Here is a 17,694-nt window from a genome sequence, read left to right as displayed (position 1 = left end):
TTGCGCCTTAGTTGTCCTTATGTCCCGGCAGCACCGCGCCGAGCACCTGCTTCGCCGTATCGACGATCACGTTGCCCTGGCTCGGATCGCCCTTCATGAGCGTGGTCGCGAAGGCCTTCGCCTGCTGCAGCGTGATATGCGGCGGCATCGGCGGCACGTTCGGGTCCGCCTTCACCTCGATCACCACGGGACGATCCGCTGCGAGCGCTTCATCCCATACGGCGGCCATGCGCTCGTCGTCGTCGACATAGAAGCCTTTCAGGCCGATCATTTCCGCGAACTTGTGATAGGGCACCGACGGAATGCTCTGCGACGCCTCGAACTTCGGATCGCCTTCCATCACGCGTTGCTCCCACGTCACCTGATTCAGGTCCTCGTTATTGAGCACCATGCAGATCCAGCAGGGATTCGACCATTGCTTCCAGTACTTCGCGACCGTGATGAGTTCGGCCATGTTGTTCATCTGCATCGCGCCATCGCCGACGAGCGCGATCACGGGCCGATCCGGATACGCGAACTTCGCGGCGATCGCATAGGGCACGGCTGCGCCCATCGAAGCGAGCCCGCCCGACAGCGAGCACATCATGCCGCGCTTCACCTTCAAATCGCGCGCGTACCAGTTGGCGACCGACCCAGAATCGCTCGTGACGATTGCATTCGCGGGCACGCGCGGCGACAACTCCCACACCGTGCGCTGAGGATTCACGCCGCTTTTAGCGGGGGTTATCGCGCGCTTCTCCAGCGTCTTCCACCAGTCTTCGACCCAGCCTTCGATATCCTTGCGCCATGCGAGATCCGTCTTCTGTTGCAGCAAGGGCAAGAGCGCGCGCAAGGTCTCGGCGCTATCGCCAACGAGATTCACTTCCATCGGATAGCGTATGGAAAGCATGTCCGCCTTGATGTCGATCTGCACGCCGCGCGCGGCGCCTTCTTTCGGCAGAAACTCGGCGTACGGGAAGCCCGAGCCGATCATGAGCAGCGTGTCGCAACCGTTCATCATCTTGTAGCTCGGTTCGGTGCCGAGCAGGCCGATCGAGCCTGTGACGTAGGGCAGATCGTCGGGCAACGCGGCCTTGCCGAGCAGTGCCTTCGCGACGCCCGCGCCGAGCTTGTCTGCGACGGCGATAACTTCGTCGGTCGCCTGCAATGCGCCCGCGCCGACGAGAATCGCGACCTTCTTTCCCGCGTTGAGGACATCGGCGGCGCGTTGCAGATCGTCGTTATAAGGCACGATTTTCGGCGCACGATAGCCGACACCCGAATGCAGCGTGCCATGCTTGCGGCCCGGCGGTTCGTATTCGAGGTCCTGCAGATCGTTGGGCAGAATGAGCGCCGTCACCTTACGTTCCGATAGCGCGATACGCACCGCGCGATCGACGAGATGCGGCATTTGAGAGGGTACGCTCGCCTGCTGCACGAAGGCGCCGGCCACGTCCTTGAACATTGCGGGCAGATCGAGTTCCTGCTGATAGTGGCCGCCCAAAGCCGCACGCGCTTGCTGGCCTGCGATGGCGAGGACCGGCATGTGGTCGAGACGCGCATCGTAAAGACCCGTGATGAGATGCGATGCCCCCGGCCCCGAGGTTGCAATGCACACGCCGAGCTCACCGGTGAACTTGGCGTGCGCGGAGGCCATGAAAGCGGCCATCTCTTCGTGCCGTGCCTGAATGAATTCGATCTTGCCTTCAGCGCGATTGAGTGCGCCGAATACGCCATTGATGCCGTCACCGGGATAGCCATAAATGCGGCGCACGCCCCAGGCATGCAAACGTTCGATAAGAAAATCGCCCACGGTCTTAGCCATGCTGAACATCTCCGATAGCATCATTCGCGTGCGATGCGCGCAAAACTCATGCCGCGTTCGAACGCTGTGCGGGATCGACGCTTGCTACGTCTATCGATGAATGGAGCAGCCAAGAAGCCTGGCAGATACGCGTAAAGAGCAATTGGCGGCCCGGCGGTTTTGACATATAAATTAAAAACCTCGCACTCGACCTCGGGAGTAAAGATGTTGATCCGCTGTGTGGCATGCAACAAGCTCATTTACTCGGACGATGCTCTCGAAGACGACAGGTGCCCCGCATGCGGCTCCCCGAACACCGAGCATATCGCGATGGGCTTCATCTTCGATCAGACGGTCACGGCGCCGGACCGGCCGGGCGGAGCGATGGAACAGCGCGACGCGCCTGGAAATGTCCGCGGTAAAGCTTCATAGCCTTTATCCGGTGACGTAGTGGTTTGAATGTGCGCTTCGATCCCCTCTCGTTGAGCGCATATTGCCCGCCTGAACAGGCGGGCTTTTCTTTTCAGGCGTTAAGAAGGAAGTGAGTGCGTAAGTTATTGCGACATCACGACCTGCGCGATGACGCCCGACGCGACCGCGACCAGCAGATAGTCCGCGCCCACGCCGACCCATTGGTATCCGCGCGGCGGCTGGCGCAGGCCGTGGCCATGCCAGTCATCGACGACGTACTGATGGTTGCGGTAGTCGGACGACAGCCGTTCGCCCTTGTGCCAGTCGGGATGACGCGATTCGTTGTTTGCATGCTCGGGCGGGCGCGGGGCGTTGTGATCGTATCCGTTGTGGCCGTTCATCTCGGGGCCGTGGCCGGGTGCGCCAGGGCCGCCGGGACCGCGATTCATGTCGCGATAACCGTCCGGACCGCCCGGCGCGGGCTGGGCGAATGCCGCACCCGTCGTCAGTCCGATGGTCGTGCAAAGCAACGCGGCGACGATTCGATTCTTCTTCATGTTCTTCCTCTTGTAGGTTGCGAAGGGATAATCTCGATGCCCCGGACTTTACGCAATGAACGGAAGAAATGGCGTGAGCATGTGTAAGCAACGCTTACGTTGAATTACGTAGGTAATTTGAAAGCAGTGCAGCCTTACAATCGGAATGCGGATTGCGATGCATGATTCGATGATCACGCCCGCGGCATCCATGGTCCGCGGTCGAGGGCTTGAGTCAGGTAGCCCAAAGTTCGAGCCATTCATCACGCCATCGGTTATTTCGGGCAGGCCACGACGATCTTGCGTCAGCCGGGCGCAGCGAAACAGCCGCTCTTCTTCGCCGCACCCTCGTAGGCGCTCGTGCCGCGCGACGAGGCGACGCCCGGTTGCTCACACGGTCAGATGCCGCGCTGGCGCGAGCGTCTTTTCGGTGAGATGTCGTTTCATTCCGTATCGACAGCGGAATACTACGGACTTCGAAGCGAAGATGTCGTTGAGCTTGGGGTTCAGGTCGTACTCTAAAACGTAGTCATCACGCGTCGCCTGCTGGCAGCATGTCGGCCTTCGCATTCGCGTGATTCTTAGCCGCTTCCATCGCCGCCTCGGGAGTCTCCAGCGGGCGATCGCGCATCTCGGTGTAGCCGTCCGCATCGATCGTGTAGGACCAGGTGAACTGTCCCGTCGGATCGTGATCGATGGTGATCTGGACGTGATGCCCGTTGCGAACGTAAGTCTCGGTTGCCATGATGTGATCCCTCGTTGAGTGCAATGCGGTCAGGACATGCCCGCGCCGCGCGCTCGCTTGAGGGCGAGGATCGCGGCTGCGGGCACATGCACCGTGCCGAAGCCAAGCGCGAACACGAGCCAAGTTGGCATCGGCAAATCCAGCGTGCAAGCGCCCATTGCGCCGAATGCGAGCGACACCACGATCAACACGGCATGCGCGGTGCGCCGTTTCCCCTGGCCGCTCGTGAAGCTCGGAATCTCGTAGTGCGTGTAGCAGACGATCGCGCCCATCAGCGCTGCCGCAACGACGGCTTGCCACGGAATCACGGCTTGCTGGAATCGGGCGGCACCGGGTTCTTCTCTTGCGACGACGGCAGCTCGTTTTCCGATGCTTCGTGCGTGCGCTTTTCGCGCTCGTCGAGTTGCCGCTGCTTCGTGTCCTGAGAGGACGCTGGCGCGGATTCGTCGCGTCCTGTGGGTTCGTCCATGTCGTCGGCGGTGGCGTGCGGCACGGGCTTGCCTGGCTCCATGATGGCCTCCGGAAATAGTGATGAGGCGCGCGACGCACGCCTACGCAACGGGCCAGCAAATCGCGGACCCGCTTGCGGCGCGTGCGTCATGCGCGATTCGTCATTCGAGACCTTCGTGCTCGAACGCCAGCTTCACGGCTGGCCGTTCACGCATGCGCTTGTAGAACGCCTGAAGTTCCGCGGGCATATCGACGTTCATTTTCTGCGCCCATGTAAGCATGGTAAAAAGATACGCATCCGCGACGCTCACCTTGTCCCCAAACAGATAATCGCCGCGCATCGTCTTCGCGATGAGCGCAAAGCGTTGGCCGATTTTCTCGCGTGCGGCCGTGGCCTCCGCATCGGACGACGGACGGAACACGCGAGCGAACTGCTTGTGAATCTCCGTTGAAATGAACGCGAGCGTTTCCAGCAGGCGCACACTTCCATCGTCGCCGGAAGGCGCAAGCGATGGCGCTTTCTGCGCAATCCACCAGAGAATCGCGACGTTCTCGGTGAGGCGCTTGCCATCGTCGAGTTCGACTACGGGCACATAACTCTTCGGATTGATTTCGTTGAACGGCGTGCCGTCCTCGGTGACCTTGTTCTTTAGATCGACTTTCACGCGATCGAAGTCCAGGCCTGCTTCATGCATCGCAATGTGATCGGCGAGACTGCATGCGCCGGGTGCGTAATACAGTTTCATGATGGGCGTCTCCTTTTCCGTGACGACTACGCGGGAATTACGTCCGTCAGCAAGCCTTATGCCGCAAGATAAGCGGCATTAAAGTTTTGCTGGGTACGTGCCGTTTAATCGGAAGTGCCATACGGCCGTTTTGTCGCGATGCGATCCGCTGTCGACGACGCTCGATGTCCCGGCCATCGCACGTGGCGGGCTTTTCCATGTTCCACACACCTGACACAGACACACTACGCCTTTGCAGCGTGCTCGCGAGCACGGCGTTCGGGCTCGTCTTCGCGCTCGTGCGCTTCGGCCGAAAGATCGAACCACAGTTCGTGCACTGGTCGGCGAGTTCTTTTCTCTACGCGGCCGTGCTGACGGGCTTCGGCCCCGCGCGTGGCCATCCGCTTCTGATCGGCCTGCTGCTCGGCGCGCTCGCGGCCACCAACATGCTGATCATCTCGGGCTTGCGCGCTTTCGACCGCAAGCCGCCGTTGCGCTGGTGGATGCCAGCGATGATCCTGGGCTGCGTCGCGGCGCATGTCTTGCCGGGATGGATCGGTGGTCATGGTCCACTAGTGTCGATGTTGACGCATGCGGGCGACACGGTCAGCGTCGCGATCTCGGCAGCGATCACCGGCGTGACCCTATGGTCGAGCGGACGGCGTGAGAAAAGCCGCGCGCGTCGCATAGCCGGCCTTGCGATGCTGGGCTATCTGCCGGGTTATGCCGTGACGCTCGCAGCCTACGCGTGGTCCGGTCCGGGCATCAATTATCTCGCGCTGATTCCAATGCTCTCCGACCAGTTGCTGCTGGGCGTGCTCAATCTCGGCCTGCTTGCGATTCCCGCCGAGCGCGCGCAGCAACGTTTGCGCGATGCCGCGCTGCGCGACCCGCTGACGGGCGTCTGGAACCGCGCCGGATTCGACTTCCACGCGAAGCGCCTCGCCGCGCCGGGCGCGACCGTGCTTGCCATCGACCTCGATCACTTCAAGCAGATCAACGACCGGCACGGTCACCTCGCGGGCGACAACGTGTTGATCGAACTTGCGCGGCTTGCGGGGGCGGAAGTTGGGTCGCTGGGCGGCGAGTTCGGGCGGCTCGGCGGCGATGAGTTCGTCGCGATCGTTCCGGCGTCGCGCGCATCGGATGCACAGGCCTGCGCGAACCAGATCCACGCTGCGTGCCGCAAATACACCGAGGGCATGCCGGAATGGACGACGAGCATCGGTGTATCGCAGATCGGCGCGAACGATGCGGGCTTTCACGAAGCGCTGCAACGCGCGGACGTTGCGCTGTATCGCGCGAAGCTCGCGGGCCGCAACACGCTGACGGTGTGATCGAGGTAGAGTCATCGCTGTCGATACAACCCGGAGGCGCGGATGAACGGCAAACGTATCGCAGCGACAATGTTATTGCTGTTGGCGTGGACCGTCTGCGTGAAGGCGCAAGAGCGGCCCCTCTCCGATGAGCAAATGCTCGGCGTGATTCTCGTCGCGAATCAGGCGGAGATCGCGGCGGGCAATCTGGCGTTGCGCAAGACGCGCTCCAATAGCCTGCAGGTGTTCGCGAGGCGGATCGTGTCGGAGCATGCGCAGGTCAATCAGGAAATCGCCACGCTGATGCAAAGATACGGCACGCAGCCGCAACGCAGCCCGACGAGCGATGCATTGACGAAGCAAAGCACCGACGATATCGCCGATCTCAACGAGACCAGTACTTATGATTTCGACGAAGCGTATCTCGATCGCGAAGTCGCCTTTCTCCAGAAGCTCGTCAATACCGTCGATGGCTATATCCGCACGGCGCGCAGCGCGGATGTGCGCACGCTCTTGATCCGCTCGCGTCCGTCGTTCATCTTTCAGCTCGATCAGGCTCAGCGGTTGCAGATCACGATCGGCAGTCCGGGTCTCATGCGCTGATGGCGTTGCTTTAGAATCATCGACGTCGAAACTCAGAAGCATGGAGACACGCATGAACCCATCGGAGCGAATCGACGCGTTGATTGCAGGCATCACGGACTGGCGCGGCGAGACATTCGCCAACATGCGCAAGATCATCCTCGCGGCGGATGGCGGCATCGTCGAGGAATGGAAGTACATGGGCAGTCCCGTTTGGTATCGCGACGGCATGATCGCGGTGGCTAACGCGCATAAGGGAAAAGTGAAGCTGACGTTCGCCAACGGCGCGAGCCTTGCCGATCCCAACAAGCTCTTCAACGCGGGCCTCGAAGGCAATGCGCGGCGCGCGATCGATTTCTTCGAGGGTGACAAGATCGATGCGCGTGCGTTCAAGAATCTCGTGCGCGCGGCTATCGAATTCAATCAATCTAAATCGAAGAAGAAGGCGGCTGATTAAATCACGCGCGTCCAGGCGCCGATGAAGGCGGGCGGTTGAATCACTCCATCGAGCGCGACGATTTCATCGCGCAGACGCGTGGCCAGCGTATCGATGCCGATCTCATCGGCGCTCGCAACGCCGAAGCGCTCCGCAAGCGGCAACAGCGTACGCACGACCTCGGTCAGGTACTGATACGCGAACGAGTCGGGGCCGCCTTCGAAGCGTGCCGACAGCAGCATTTGCGGGCCGGGCAGGCCGGCGCGGCGAAACGCCGAATACAGCTTCGATCCCATGTCGGTCTCGACGCCCGCCCGTCGAAACGTCTCCTTGATCCAGTGCATACCCTGCGCGCATAGCGGCGACTCGGGCATCGAGCGCGCGGTGCTCATGTCCATCTCGTGGAAGACGAAAAGCGTGCCCGCGCCCGCGCGTTCGGCGAGGCGACGCAAGGTCGCGGCGGGATCGGGCAGATGCAGCAGGATAAGACGGCCGACGATGGCTTCGACGGGTTCAGCGAGATCGAAATCCGCGACGCTCGCGACATCGAAGCGCACGTTAACGAGGCTCGCATGCCGCGCCCGTTCGCGCGCCTTTTCGATGACGCCGGGCGCCTGATCGATGCCGAGCACCGACCCGTTCGGCCCCACGAGCAATGCGGCCAGAAACGAGACATCGCCCGCGCCGCAGCCCAGATCGAGCACGCGCATGCCGGACGCAAGCCCGGCGCGACGCAGGACATCTTCAGTCAGATCGCCGATGAAGCGCGCCTGATTTTCGAGGCGCTGCACTTCAGGATCGGAATGGCCGAGCACGTAAGTACCGGAGGAAGATGGCGAAGGATCCATCGGCGTGACCTCGCATGTGGCTGCGCTTTCATGGTAGTAGCTGCGCGCCGTGAGCCGTTTCCGCCCCAAAATTATTTCGGTTTGCTTTCGGCGACTGGTGTCGTTTCCGGCACAAATCGTTCGAATGATTTCTTTACAAATACAAAACGTTCAGCGACAATTCGGCCGCAAATAATAACGATTCGCATTCACACGCAACGGCATCCAAGAGAAATGAGTATGAAATCAGGTACGACGAGTCCGGTCGCGCTGCGACCTTTAAAACTGGCCGCGCTGCTGCTTTTCGCGGCGACCCCGCTTGCTTATGCGCAATCGACGGATTCCGCACAGTCGGGCGCATCGGCGCCTTCCGCGACGGGCGTGCCGGGCGAAAGCACGTTGCCGGCGGTGAAGGTCACGGCGCAGAACGTCGACGAGCCGTATGGTCCGACGAAAGGCTACGTCGCGACGGAGTCGGCTGCGATGAAGGGCACGCCGTCGCTGCTCGAATCGCCTCAGTCCGTTTCCATCGTTACGCGTCAGCAGATGGATCAGCAGAACGCGCAGACGCTGAATGCGGCCGTGCGCTATGTCTCGGGCGTGACGCCTGAAACGCGCGGCGGCATCGCGACGCGTTACGACATGCTGAAAGTGCGCGGCTTCGATGCCGATAAATACTGGAACGGACTCAAGCTGCTCGATAACGCCTGGTACGCGGTGCCGCAGATCGACCCGTACATGATGGAACGCATCGAGGTGCTCAAGGGGCCGGTGTCCGTCCTCTACGGCCAGGCGGCGGCGGGCGGTCTGCTCGATCAGGAAAGCAAGATGCCGACGGTCGTGCCGCTGCATGAAGTGGGCATCGAGTTCGGCAACTACGCGCACAAGGCGGCCAAGTTCGATTTCTCCGGACCGATCGCGGGCGATGACCGCTATCTGTATCGCATCACCGGCATCGCGCGTACGGAAGACGGCCAGGTGCAGTCGACGTTCAACAAGCGCATCGCGATCGCGCCGTCGTTCACATGGCGTCCGGACAACAAGACTTCGCTCACCCTGTACGGTCTGTATCAGCACGATCCGCGCAGCACGTCGTACGGCAGCGTGCCGCCGCAAGGCACGGTGCTCTATAACCCGAACGGCAAGCTGCCGAGCGACTTCTACGACGGCGATCACAACTTCGAGAGCTTTAATCGCGTGGAAGAAGCGATCGGCTACAAGTTCGATCGAAAGATCAACAACGCATGGACGTTCCGTTCGAACGGCCGCTTGCTGCATCTCGCACAGGACTACAAGAGCGTCTATGCAAGCATGCTGGAAGACGACCTGCGCACGCTCGATCGCGGCACGGCGGCTTCGAAGGACAACCTGAACACGGTCTCGCTCGACAATCAGCTCGAAGGCAATTTCTCGACCGGGCCGATCGATCATACGGTGCTGTTCGGCTTCGACTATCAACACTATGCGAGCAACTTCGACGCGGGCTTCGGCACCGCGCCGACGCTCGATATGTTCGCGCCGAACTACAACCAGACGATCACGCCGCCGGACCGCTATCACCAGGTGCTGAGCGGCACGCAGTATGGCGTCTATGCGCAGGATCAGGCGCGCTGGGGCAACGTGATCCTCACACTCGGCGGACGCGAAGATTGGGCGAGCAGCGATTCGAACAACACGACGTACGGCATCGCATCCCATCAGTTCGATCGCGCGTTCACATTCCGTGGCGGCCTGACGTATGTATTCGACAGCGGCATCGCGCCGTACTTCAGCTATACCGAATCGTTCACGCCGCAAGCGGGCGTCGACATCAGCGGCAATCAGTTTTCGCCCGAGCGCGGGCGTCAGTACGAGCTCGGCGTGAAGTTCCAGCCGAAGGGCTATAACGCGTTCTTTTCGGCTGCGCTGTTCGATCTGACGCGCAAGAACCTGCTGACCGTCAACGCGGACAATCCGGCCTTCCAGTCGGCGGTCGGCGAGGCGAGATCGCTCGGCGTCGAACTCGAAGCGAAGGCGAGCCTCACGGATTCGTTGAACGTCACGGCGAGCTATACGTATCTCAACACGAAGTACACGGAGGACAACAGCGGGCTCGACGGCAAGTTCCTTCCTGCCATTCCGCAGAATCAAGCTTCGTTGTGGGGCTATTACACGATCAATCGCGGACCGCTCGCCGGTCTCTCGATGGGCGCGGGCGGACGCTATACCGGCACCACGTATAGCAGCGACAACAGCTTCAAGGTGTCGAGCTTCTTCCTCGTCGACGCCACGCTGCGCTACGACCTGGGACGCGCGGCGCCGCAATTGAAGGGCGCGGAGCTTTACGTGAATGCGCAGAACCTCTTCAACAAGGAATATGTCGCATCGTGCTATTACGGCACGTGGTGTGCGTTCGGCTACGGGCGTCAGGTGTTCGCCGGCATGAACTATCACTGGTAAGCGCGCTTCACCGCACCGCGTCTTTCAGCAGGCGCGGTGCATCGAACTGTCGTGAGCGCCGCCCCGGCGCTTATCGCTAACGAAGCTATCCGTATCGGGATTTCTTCGTTCGCGTGTGATGAAGCGGCGAGTAAATTATTCGTTCGCCGCTCTTCCACGATACCCCGCATGACGACATTTTCATTGCAGCGTCTCTTCGCCGTATTCGCGTCGATGGCGTTGCTTGCCTTGCCGATTCATCGCGCGCACGCGGAAGGGCAGGTGAAGATCGTCGATCAATATGGCATCGGCTCGCTGCTCTTGAAGGTGGCGAAGGACCAGAAGCTCATCGAGAAGGCGGGCGCGCGGGCGGGACTCGCTATCGACGTGCAATGGAACACGCTTTCGGGCGGCGCGGCCGTCAACGAGGCGTTGCTGTCGGGGGCGGCGGATATCGCGACCATCGGCATCGGGCCTTTGATGACGATCTGGGACCGCACGCGCGGGCGCCAGGACTTTCGCGCGATGGCGGCGCAAAGCGCGGTGCCGGTGTACCTCGTGACGAACGATCCGCGCATTCGCAGCATTCGGGATATCGGCGAGAAAGATCGGATCGCGGTGGTGTCCGTCGCCGTGTCGCAACAGGGACGTCTTCTGCAGATGGCATCGGCCAAGGCTTTCGGCGATGCCGACTATGCGCGTCTCGATCGCTTCGAAGTCAACATGCCGCACGCCGATGCGACGACCGCGATGTTATCGGGCAACTCGGTCGTCAATCTGCATTTCTCCAACGCGCCGTATCAGTATCAGGAACTCGAAGACCCGAAGATTCACAAGGTGACTAGTTCCACCGATATCCTCGGCGGCCCATCGACAGGCAGCGTCGTCGTCACTTCGGGCACATGGCGCAAGGACAATCCGAGGACGTATGCCGCCGTGCGCGCAGCGCTCGACGATGCGGCGAAGCTCGTTACCGCGGATAAGACGCAGGCAGCGGCCATCTACATTCGTCAGGACGGGTCGAAGCTTTCGCCCGCGTTCGTCGAACGCATTTTGAACGACAAGGAAGCGAGCTTCGCCACGACGCCGCAAAACACGCTTCAACTCGGCGCGTTCCTGCACAAGGTCGGCGTGATTCGTCACGAACCGAAGTCGTGGCGCGATTACTTCTTCGCCGACGACGCGAATGCGCAAGGCAGTTAAACGAATCGTCCATTTATCCAGCATACAAAGGAATACGAAATGAATGCCGCGGCTATCGAGAAAGAAGCAGAATTAACCGTCAGTCCGCTTTCGGCGCATATCGGCGCGGAGATCGGCGGCGTCGATCTCACGCGCCCGCTGTCTTCCGCACAGGTCGATGCGATTCGCGCCGCGCTGCTCAAATGGCGCGTGATTTTCTTTCGCGAGCAGTTTCTGAGTCACGAGCAGCACGTCGCGTTTTCGGCCCACTTCGGCGAGCTCACGGTGGGACATCCGGTGTTCGGGCATGTCGAGGGACATCCCGAGATCTATTCGATATCGAAGTTTCGCAAGGCGACGCGCTTCGAAGGGCCGTCGCTCCAGCGCCCCTGGACCGGGTGGCATACGGATGTCACGGCCGCGGTGAATCCGCCGTTTGCATCGATCCTTCGTGGCGTGACGATCCCGCCTTATGGTGGGGATACGCAATGGACAAATCTCGTGATCGCTTATGAGAAGCTCTCCGCGCCGCTGCGTGCCTTTGTCGATGGACTTCGCGGCGTGCATCGCTTTGCGCCGCCGCAAGGCGCGAACGGCACCGATGCTTTCACGAAGGCCGTGACCGATCACACGCTCGTGAGCGAACATCCGCTCGTGCGCGTGCATCCGGAGACCGGCGAGCGCGCGTTGTATGTGAGTCCGGGCTTTCTCAAGCACATCGCGGGACTGGCGCCGCGTGAAAGTCAGGTGCTGCTCGAATTGTTATGGGAGCATGTGACGCGGCCCGAATTCACGGTGCGCTTCAAGTGGGAGCCGGGCAGCATCGCGTTCTGGGACAACCGCACGACCGCGCATCTCGCGCCCACGGATATATTCGATCTCGACTTCGATCGGCAGTTGTATCGCACGACGCTCGTCGGGGATGTGCCGGTTGGGCCGGACGGGCAGAGGTCGGTGGCGATCGAGGGCTCGCCGGTCGGCGCGGCGGCCGCGGTGGCGTTGAACTGAATGTGATCAATCGATGAGCCGCCGCTCGCGCATCCAGCCGAGTACGATGCTCGCGATGTCATCGCTGTTGTCATCGGCCATCAGCGCGTGACTGTTTCCGTTAATGCCGCATGCGGGCAGGTCGATCCATTGCGTATCGACGCCGGCCGCGACAAGCGCATCGCGCCAGCGCCGCACTTTCGGCATGGACTCGATCCAGAATGGATGCCGGTCGAGATAATCGCCCCACACGAACAGATGTGGCACGCCGCGCAATGTGTTCGCATCCCATTGCGCGGGATCGGGCGCGCCTGAAGGCTCGAGCGAGATGACAGCCTTCACGCGTTCGGGCGCATTCAGTGCGGCGCGCAGACCGAAGTTGCCGCCTTGACTATGCGTGAGCACGATGCTGCCCGGAACGCGTTCGATCAACGCGTCGTACGCATGTTGCGTGAGCGTGTCGTTGGTCGACCAGCGCGGCACGAACTGGTTCATGAAGACTTCCATCTTCGATACATCGAAGCGCATGCCCGCATGAGGCCGACGCGATTGCGGATCGGCATGCCATGATCCGGCCGGGCCGAAGCGAAACGTTTCTTCCCACGCCTCACGCGCGGTGCGAAAGTAAGGCGCTTCCGGATACACGTCGGGATACGGCGCCCACGATGCGCGGCCTCGTTCGACGGCGTCGGACACATACACGTCGAAGCCCGCGCGAAGGAAATACATCTGCCAGCCGGGACGTCCATCGGGCGTCGTCTCCCAGTTCACGCCGCTCATGCCGCCGCCATGCCAAAGCAAAAGCGGATGAGGACTGCGCGCCGATGCAAGCCGCACGTATTGCACATACATCTGACCGGCGATCACTTCGCCGTTGGGATCGATCGGATGAACGGCGCCGTGCGCCGTGCTCACGCGCGAGCGCGGACTCATGCCCGTCAGCGTGACCATCTTTCCGCCGACGTGAAAGCTGCCGATATCGCGCACCTGAATCGCGTTGGCTGCGTTGCTCGTGTTCATGTGTACGCTCTCAAAGAAGGATGATGCGATTCGGCGCGTGTCACGAAGATCAATAACACAAGAAAGGTCATGAAGAAGCGAAACGCGCTCTCCGAGTTGTTCCATTGCTGCGGCTGCCACATGCCGAACCATTCACCGAGATGCTGAAACGTCGGCGGATGTTATCGCGCGATACATGTCGGCGTTGCCGGGGAATGTCGTGTCCATCCGCAAGACGTGCTCGACGAATTGCAGGTGCTGCCGTAGTCCGTCAGATTGCCGAAGCTCACGAGCGAAGCGAGCAGGGCCATCGAGGCCACGGCGAAGAGTTTCGCGAGTCGTTCGCTTGTCCCGTTCTCCGGTTACGTCATGCACGAGATTGTGAGAGGAAAGAATTAGATGAGCATGACGACGCGCCGCAACTAACTGTCCTTCTTCATCGGAGCACTTTTTCAGCTTCGCCATAAGCGATCAAGAGGAAGGTCGGTCCCGGGAACCGTATAATCGCTGCCTCAAAAGATCACGTGCCCACGCAGGCACGTCCGCCAGCTTCGAACATCGCTGGATTATCAACATTCCGAACGCCTGTTCGAAAACAGGTCGAAGCACGAAAGGAACGCCTCGCGTGGAAAGTCTCTTCCAATCCGTGAATGCATTGTTTGCCTTCATTGCACCCGTGTCGGATTTCTTGTGGGATTTCCCAACCAATTTCAAGGCATATTCGCGCATTCCCGTGCTCGGGCAATTCTCGTTCGCGATTCTGTTGCTCGTCGGCGTGGGCATTCATTTCACGATCCGCACGCGCTTCATCCAGACGATGAACGTCGGCAAGATCGTGCGCATCATGTTGCGCAGACAGTCGTCGAAGACCGGCGTCAGTGCGCTCGCGTCGTTCATGCTCGGGCTCGCGATGCGCGCGGGGCCGGGCAACATCGTCGGCATCACGGGCGCGATTTCCGTCGGCGGGCCGGGCGCATTGTTCTGGATGTGGGTGGCCGCGTTCTTCGGCATGGCCACCGCGTTCATGGAATCGACGCTCGCGCAGCTCTTCAAAGAGAAGAAGCACGACGAGTTTGTCGGCGGCCTGCCGTTCTATGGGCGGCGCATTCTCGGCGACAGGCGCATCGTCGGCACGTTTCTATCGCTCGTGTTCATCGTCTATGCGCTTTTCAACGTGCCGCCGCAAACGTTCAACGTATTCACCGCGATCGGCACCATCGCCGATACCGTGACCGGCACGCATCTCGCACGTCAGTCGACGGTGTATTACGTCATCGCGGCCATGCTGATCGCGGCGTGCTCGTTCATCATCATGGGCGGCATTCGGCGCGTAACCGCCTATACCGATGTGCTCGTGCCGATCAAGGCGACGCTCTTCTGCATGATGTCGTTCGTGATCATCCTGATCAATCTGCCGCTGATCCCATACTTCTTTCACGAGGTGATCGTCGGTGCATTCGCGCCGCATGCGCTCTTCGGCGGCGCGATCGGCACCGCGCTCGCGCAGGGCGTCAAGCGCGGGCTGATGTCGAACGAAGCGGGGCAGGGCACCATCACGATGGCCGCCGCCATCGCCGATAACGATCACCCTTGCGAACAGGGCTTCGTGCAAAGTCTCGGCGTGTTCTTCGACACGATGGTCATCTGCACGATGACTGGCTTCATCGTCGTGATGGCGCATGTCTGGACCGGCACCGTCGATGGACAAGCGTGGGAATCGGTGAGGGCATCGAAGATCACGGTCTATCTTGCATCGGTCGAAACGCTCGTGCCGGTTGCGGTCGCTCACGTTGTGAAGATCGTGATGTGCGTGTGCTACGGGCTCTTCGCGTTCACCACGTTGCTCGGCATGATTTCGTTCGCGGAGATATCGGCGAACTTCATCTCGCGCAGTCGCGGCTTCATCACCGGTATTCGCGTCGTCGGCTCGCTCGTGTTCGTGCCGTTCGGTGCGCTTACAGTGCTTGCCGGTCTCGAGCTGCCGAACCTGTGGGCGCTGTCCGATCTGATGAACATCGTGATGGTGCTGCTCAACGTGCCGATTCTGCTGATCGGGCAACGGCTCGTCTATAAGGCGCTCGCGAACTATCGTTCGACGCGCGGCGGGCCGTTCGTTTCCGACGAGATCGGCGTGCGGACGGAGTATTGGACGGCGAAAGCGCCTGAAGCTGGGTCCATGCAAAACGCGCTTCGAGAGCGTGTCGAAAGTTGAAGTGCATGAGGTGCTCGACGACCGGTGACGCCCATCGAGCCTCGCAAATGTGCCTGCCTATTCGACGGCTCTGGCTTCGTCGAAACACGCAGCAATTTTTTCGAAGTAGTCGAGTGCGCTGCGCGTAGGCGAAACTGTCTTCGCGCGCATGTCATCAGCCTTCTCGTCCATCGAGACGAGGCCGAGATTTTTCAACCGTGTCAGTTTGCGATGCAACGTCGCAGGGGCCCCGCCGATGGGCAGCGACATGGTTTCCTTGACCGTCAGAGCGTGCCCAGCATGCCATGATGTTGCGAGCGCCTCGAGCAGCCGTATTTCGCCGGCGTCGAGTTTGGGCGCGGATGGCAAGGCATGCATGGCATGAGAAAGGTTCAGGAACCGGAAGTAAGTGTCGATGATGCGATTGTTTTGCACGACGTCTACGCGAGGATGGAAAAGAAAATATCTTCTTAGAGTCGTCTATGCTGCCACGGACGAAAATAGAAGATCTTCGATTTTCTCGAAAATCATCCGTACAACGAATCGTTTAGAAAAGCGCACCCTCAACGCATCTCAATGGAGATGTTCATCTTGAGACAGAAAAACTACAGGAAGGGCTCTGCCTAAGCCCGGAACGCGTCCAGGATCGATCGCACGAAGAGTTCGATCACGCTTCCCGATCCGCTGGAACCGAACACCACGAGCGCCGCGCCGCAGCCTGTCAGGCGCCTTCCTAGCCGGAGCAGGCTACATCCCGGCATAGCCTTGACCAGGTCTTTGCTCACGTAGAACGATGCATTGATCTGTGTCGTATGCATCATGTATCTGTAGAAGCGAGTGAATAGCTTCCGGTTCGGATCGACGGGATCTTGCCAAAAGGCATCGATATTCTTGCCTGAGACGAGTCCGGGGCGCGCAAAAAATGCCTTTCCCGTTACGCACAAAGGCACCCCGTGATAGAGCGCCTGCAAGCCTGCCGTCGAATTCACGGTAACGGCGCCTTTGCAGCGCTTCAACAATGAAGGAACGTGTCCGACGTGAATGTACTTCACGCGTTCGGCGATGCCTTCTTCCGCCGCGAGGGCGTGGATGAACCGGCCGTAGTCGGCGTGACCGCGTTCGAGCGGATGGTGTTTGAATACGAGCACATCCGTCGATACCGCATGTCGCGCGAAGGATCGGATCGTGGCTTCGACGAATGCTTCGTTGTTTTCCCAAGGACTAGAGTGAACGATCTGGCTGTCAGTGCTAATTTGGAGCGGCACCAGGAAGAAATCTGGCCCGTACGGATCGAGCAATGAAGAGAGCATACCCTTCTCGTTCAGCGAGCAAGTGAGCTTTTTGCAGGCCGAGCGTATCCAGTAAAGCGTTTCCCACGGGCGGAATGGTTTGTGGTGGACATAGTGAGGATATGACCTGCGACAAAGCACGCCAAACGCAAAGTACGCGTACGAGTACATCGCCATGCGAGTGAAGGCGAAGCGAAATCGCACTGGTCGGGCGATTTGCGGAAAAACCGGAAGCTTGTCGGGAATGCAGCTTATGAGCGAAGAGGCGTCATTCACTCCATTTTCTTCCAGCGTGATCCACCATGGTCTTGCATAGCCTTCTTCGAATACGAAGATCTTGAGCCGCAATTCGCGTGCAATGGCGATCGCGACTTGGTGCACGGGCCGCCATTGACCGAACAGGGCAATTGCCTTGACGGAATTTGACTTCACCAGAACCGTGAAAAATGTTGACCATTCTTCAAAAGCGCCACGATAACGTATTGCGGATTTTTCACAAAAGAACAGTGAGTCGCCGCCATTGAAATTGACTTTCATCACGGTCGTGCCATTGGCGCGTAAGCGCTTGGCAAGATGCTTGAAGAAAGGACCGTTTGGTCCTTGCAGCAAAAGCACACTGCCGTGCTTGCCCAACTCGTCGAGTTTTGCGTATCGCTGAGCTGTCGATGTCATTGTCGATTTGTTATGTGGCCCTGAGTCGCATCGGCGCGCTGCATACGTGCCGAACGTGGCCCACTGCTTGCCGCCGCCTCAGGTAACTGTTACCGCTCATTTTCGATGCGTCGAATATACGCCGCGCGCAAACGATTTACGGGCC

General features: G+C 60.2%; 18 protein-coding genes and 1 pseudogene. 7 read left to right on the top strand and 12 right to left on the bottom strand.

Translation table 11 applies throughout. The annotated features are described in order from the left end of the window. Positions 1-7: 7 nt before the first annotated feature. From NCS28_RS29885 to NCS28_RS29860, 6 genes are all read right to left on the bottom strand, one after another. Positions 8-1,804 carry a thiamine pyrophosphate-requiring protein gene (locus NCS28_RS29885; protein WP_250517405.1) on the bottom strand — a complete coding sequence of 599 codons (1,797 nt, stop codon included), beginning with the start codon at positions 1,802-1,804 and terminating at the stop codon, positions 8-10. 533 nt (positions 1,805-2,337) lie between these two features. Next, on the bottom strand, positions 2,338-2,751 hold the full coding sequence (locus NCS28_RS29880) for an RcnB family protein (RefSeq protein ID WP_250517404.1): 414 nt from the start codon (positions 2,749-2,751) through the stop codon (positions 2,338-2,340). 511 nt (positions 2,752-3,262) lie between these two features. Next, positions 3,263-3,475 carry a hypothetical protein gene (locus NCS28_RS29875; protein WP_250517403.1) on the bottom strand — a complete coding sequence of 71 codons (213 nt, stop codon included), beginning with the start codon at positions 3,473-3,475 and terminating at the stop codon, positions 3,263-3,265. A gap of 29 nt (positions 3,476-3,504) precedes the next feature. Then, positions 3,505-3,783 carry a hypothetical protein gene (locus tag NCS28_RS29870; RefSeq protein ID WP_250517402.1) on the bottom strand — a complete coding sequence of 93 codons (279 nt, stop codon included), beginning with the start codon at positions 3,781-3,783 and terminating at the stop codon, positions 3,505-3,507. Next, positions 3,780-3,986, bottom strand: a complete 207-nt coding sequence (locus NCS28_RS29865; RefSeq protein ID WP_250517401.1) for a hypothetical protein — start codon at positions 3,984-3,986, stop codon at positions 3,780-3,782. Before NCS28_RS29865 ends, NCS28_RS29870 begins: the two co-directional genes overlap by 4 nt. A 100-nt stretch (positions 3,987-4,086) precedes the next feature. After that, complete coding sequence (locus tag NCS28_RS29860) at positions 4,087-4,671, bottom strand: glutathione binding-like protein (RefSeq protein WP_250517400.1); 585 nt, start codon at positions 4,669-4,671, stop codon at positions 4,087-4,089. A 197-nt stretch (positions 4,672-4,868) separates the two neighbouring features. Between NCS28_RS29860 and NCS28_RS29855 the strand changes: the two genes are divergently transcribed. The 3 genes from NCS28_RS29855 to NCS28_RS29845 are packed head-to-tail and all read left to right on the top strand — an operon-like array spanning position 4,869 to position 7,005. Further along, on the top strand, positions 4,869-5,987 hold the full coding sequence (locus NCS28_RS29855; RefSeq protein WP_250517399.1) for a GGDEF domain-containing protein: 1,119 nt from the start codon (positions 4,869-4,871) through the stop codon (positions 5,985-5,987). Between the two features lie 42 nt (positions 5,988-6,029). Next, the gene (locus NCS28_RS29850) at positions 6,030-6,569 is read left to right on the top strand and encodes a DUF4142 domain-containing protein (protein WP_250517398.1); all 540 of its coding nucleotides are present in this window, start codon (positions 6,030-6,032) and stop codon (positions 6,567-6,569) included. Between the two features lie 52 nt (positions 6,570-6,621). After that, positions 6,622-7,005, top strand: a complete 384-nt coding sequence (locus NCS28_RS29845; RefSeq protein ID WP_250517397.1) for a DUF1801 domain-containing protein — start codon at positions 6,622-6,624, stop codon at positions 7,003-7,005. Here the strand turns inward: NCS28_RS29845 and NCS28_RS29840 are convergent. Then, positions 7,002-7,832: a class I SAM-dependent methyltransferase gene (locus NCS28_RS29840; RefSeq protein WP_250517396.1), complete on the bottom strand. Its 831-nt coding sequence runs from the start codon at positions 7,830-7,832 to the stop codon at positions 7,002-7,004. The two genes, NCS28_RS29845 and NCS28_RS29840, sit on opposite strands and share 4 nt — an antisense overlap. A 219-nt stretch (positions 7,833-8,051) precedes the next feature. Here NCS28_RS29840 and NCS28_RS29835 point away from each other — a divergent pair, with 219 nt between their 5' ends. From NCS28_RS29835 to NCS28_RS29825, 3 genes are all read left to right on the top strand, one after another. Then, positions 8,052-10,250, top strand: coding sequence for a TonB-dependent siderophore receptor (locus NCS28_RS29835; protein ID WP_250517395.1), 2,199 nt, complete (start codon positions 8,052-8,054; stop codon positions 10,248-10,250). A gap of 168 nt (positions 10,251-10,418) precedes the next feature. Continuing rightward, positions 10,419-11,432, top strand: coding sequence for an ABC transporter substrate-binding protein (locus tag NCS28_RS29830; protein WP_250517394.1), 1,014 nt, complete (start codon positions 10,419-10,421; stop codon positions 11,430-11,432). Between the two features lie 39 nt (positions 11,433-11,471). After that, positions 11,472-12,419 carry a TauD/TfdA dioxygenase family protein gene (locus NCS28_RS29825; RefSeq protein ID WP_250517393.1) on the top strand — a complete coding sequence of 316 codons (948 nt, stop codon included), beginning with the start codon at positions 11,472-11,474 and terminating at the stop codon, positions 12,417-12,419. Positions 12,420-12,425: 6 nt separating this feature from the next. On the opposite strand, the gene NCS28_RS29820 is transcribed toward NCS28_RS29825, so the two are convergent. From NCS28_RS29820 to NCS28_RS33430, 3 genes and pseudogenes are all read right to left on the bottom strand, one after another. Then, positions 12,426-13,418, bottom strand: a complete 993-nt coding sequence (locus NCS28_RS29820) for an alpha/beta hydrolase (protein ID WP_250517392.1) — start codon at positions 13,416-13,418, stop codon at positions 12,426-12,428. Then, a pseudogene (locus NCS28_RS33435) lies at positions 13,415-13,543 on the bottom strand (DUF2165 family protein); the annotation flags it as partial. The pseudogene NCS28_RS33435 and the gene NCS28_RS29820, both read right to left, overlap by 4 nt. Positions 13,544-13,550: 7 nt before the next feature. Further along, complete coding sequence (locus tag NCS28_RS33430) at positions 13,551-13,625, bottom strand: hypothetical protein (protein WP_350029832.1); 75 nt, start codon at positions 13,623-13,625, stop codon at positions 13,551-13,553. Positions 13,626-14,022: 397 nt separating this feature from the next. Here NCS28_RS33430 and NCS28_RS29810 point away from each other — a divergent pair, with 397 nt between their 5' ends. Further along, complete coding sequence (locus tag NCS28_RS29810) at positions 14,023-15,609, top strand: alanine/glycine:cation symporter family protein (RefSeq protein ID WP_250517391.1); 1,587 nt, start codon at positions 14,023-14,025, stop codon at positions 15,607-15,609. Between the two features lie 57 nt (positions 15,610-15,666). Here the strand turns inward: NCS28_RS29810 and NCS28_RS29805 are convergent, their stop codons facing one another. Next, on the bottom strand, positions 15,667-16,023 hold the full coding sequence (locus tag NCS28_RS29805; RefSeq protein ID WP_250517390.1) for a hypothetical protein: 357 nt from the start codon (positions 16,021-16,023) through the stop codon (positions 15,667-15,669). A gap of 188 nt (positions 16,024-16,211) precedes the next feature. Continuing rightward, positions 16,212-17,549 (bottom strand): capsule polysaccharide biogenesis protein, encoded by a 1,338-nt coding sequence (locus tag NCS28_RS29800; RefSeq protein WP_250517389.1) that lies wholly within the window; start codon positions 17,547-17,549, stop codon positions 16,212-16,214. Positions 17,550-17,694 lie beyond the last annotated feature (145 nt).

Origin of the sequence: Caballeronia sp. INDeC2, assembly GCF_023631325.1 — a bacterium.
GTDB lineage: Bacteria > Pseudomonadota > Gammaproteobacteria > Burkholderiales > Burkholderiaceae > Caballeronia.
Note: the sequence above shows the minus strand (reverse complement) of the source record. Positions and strands in the feature narration are given on the sequence as shown.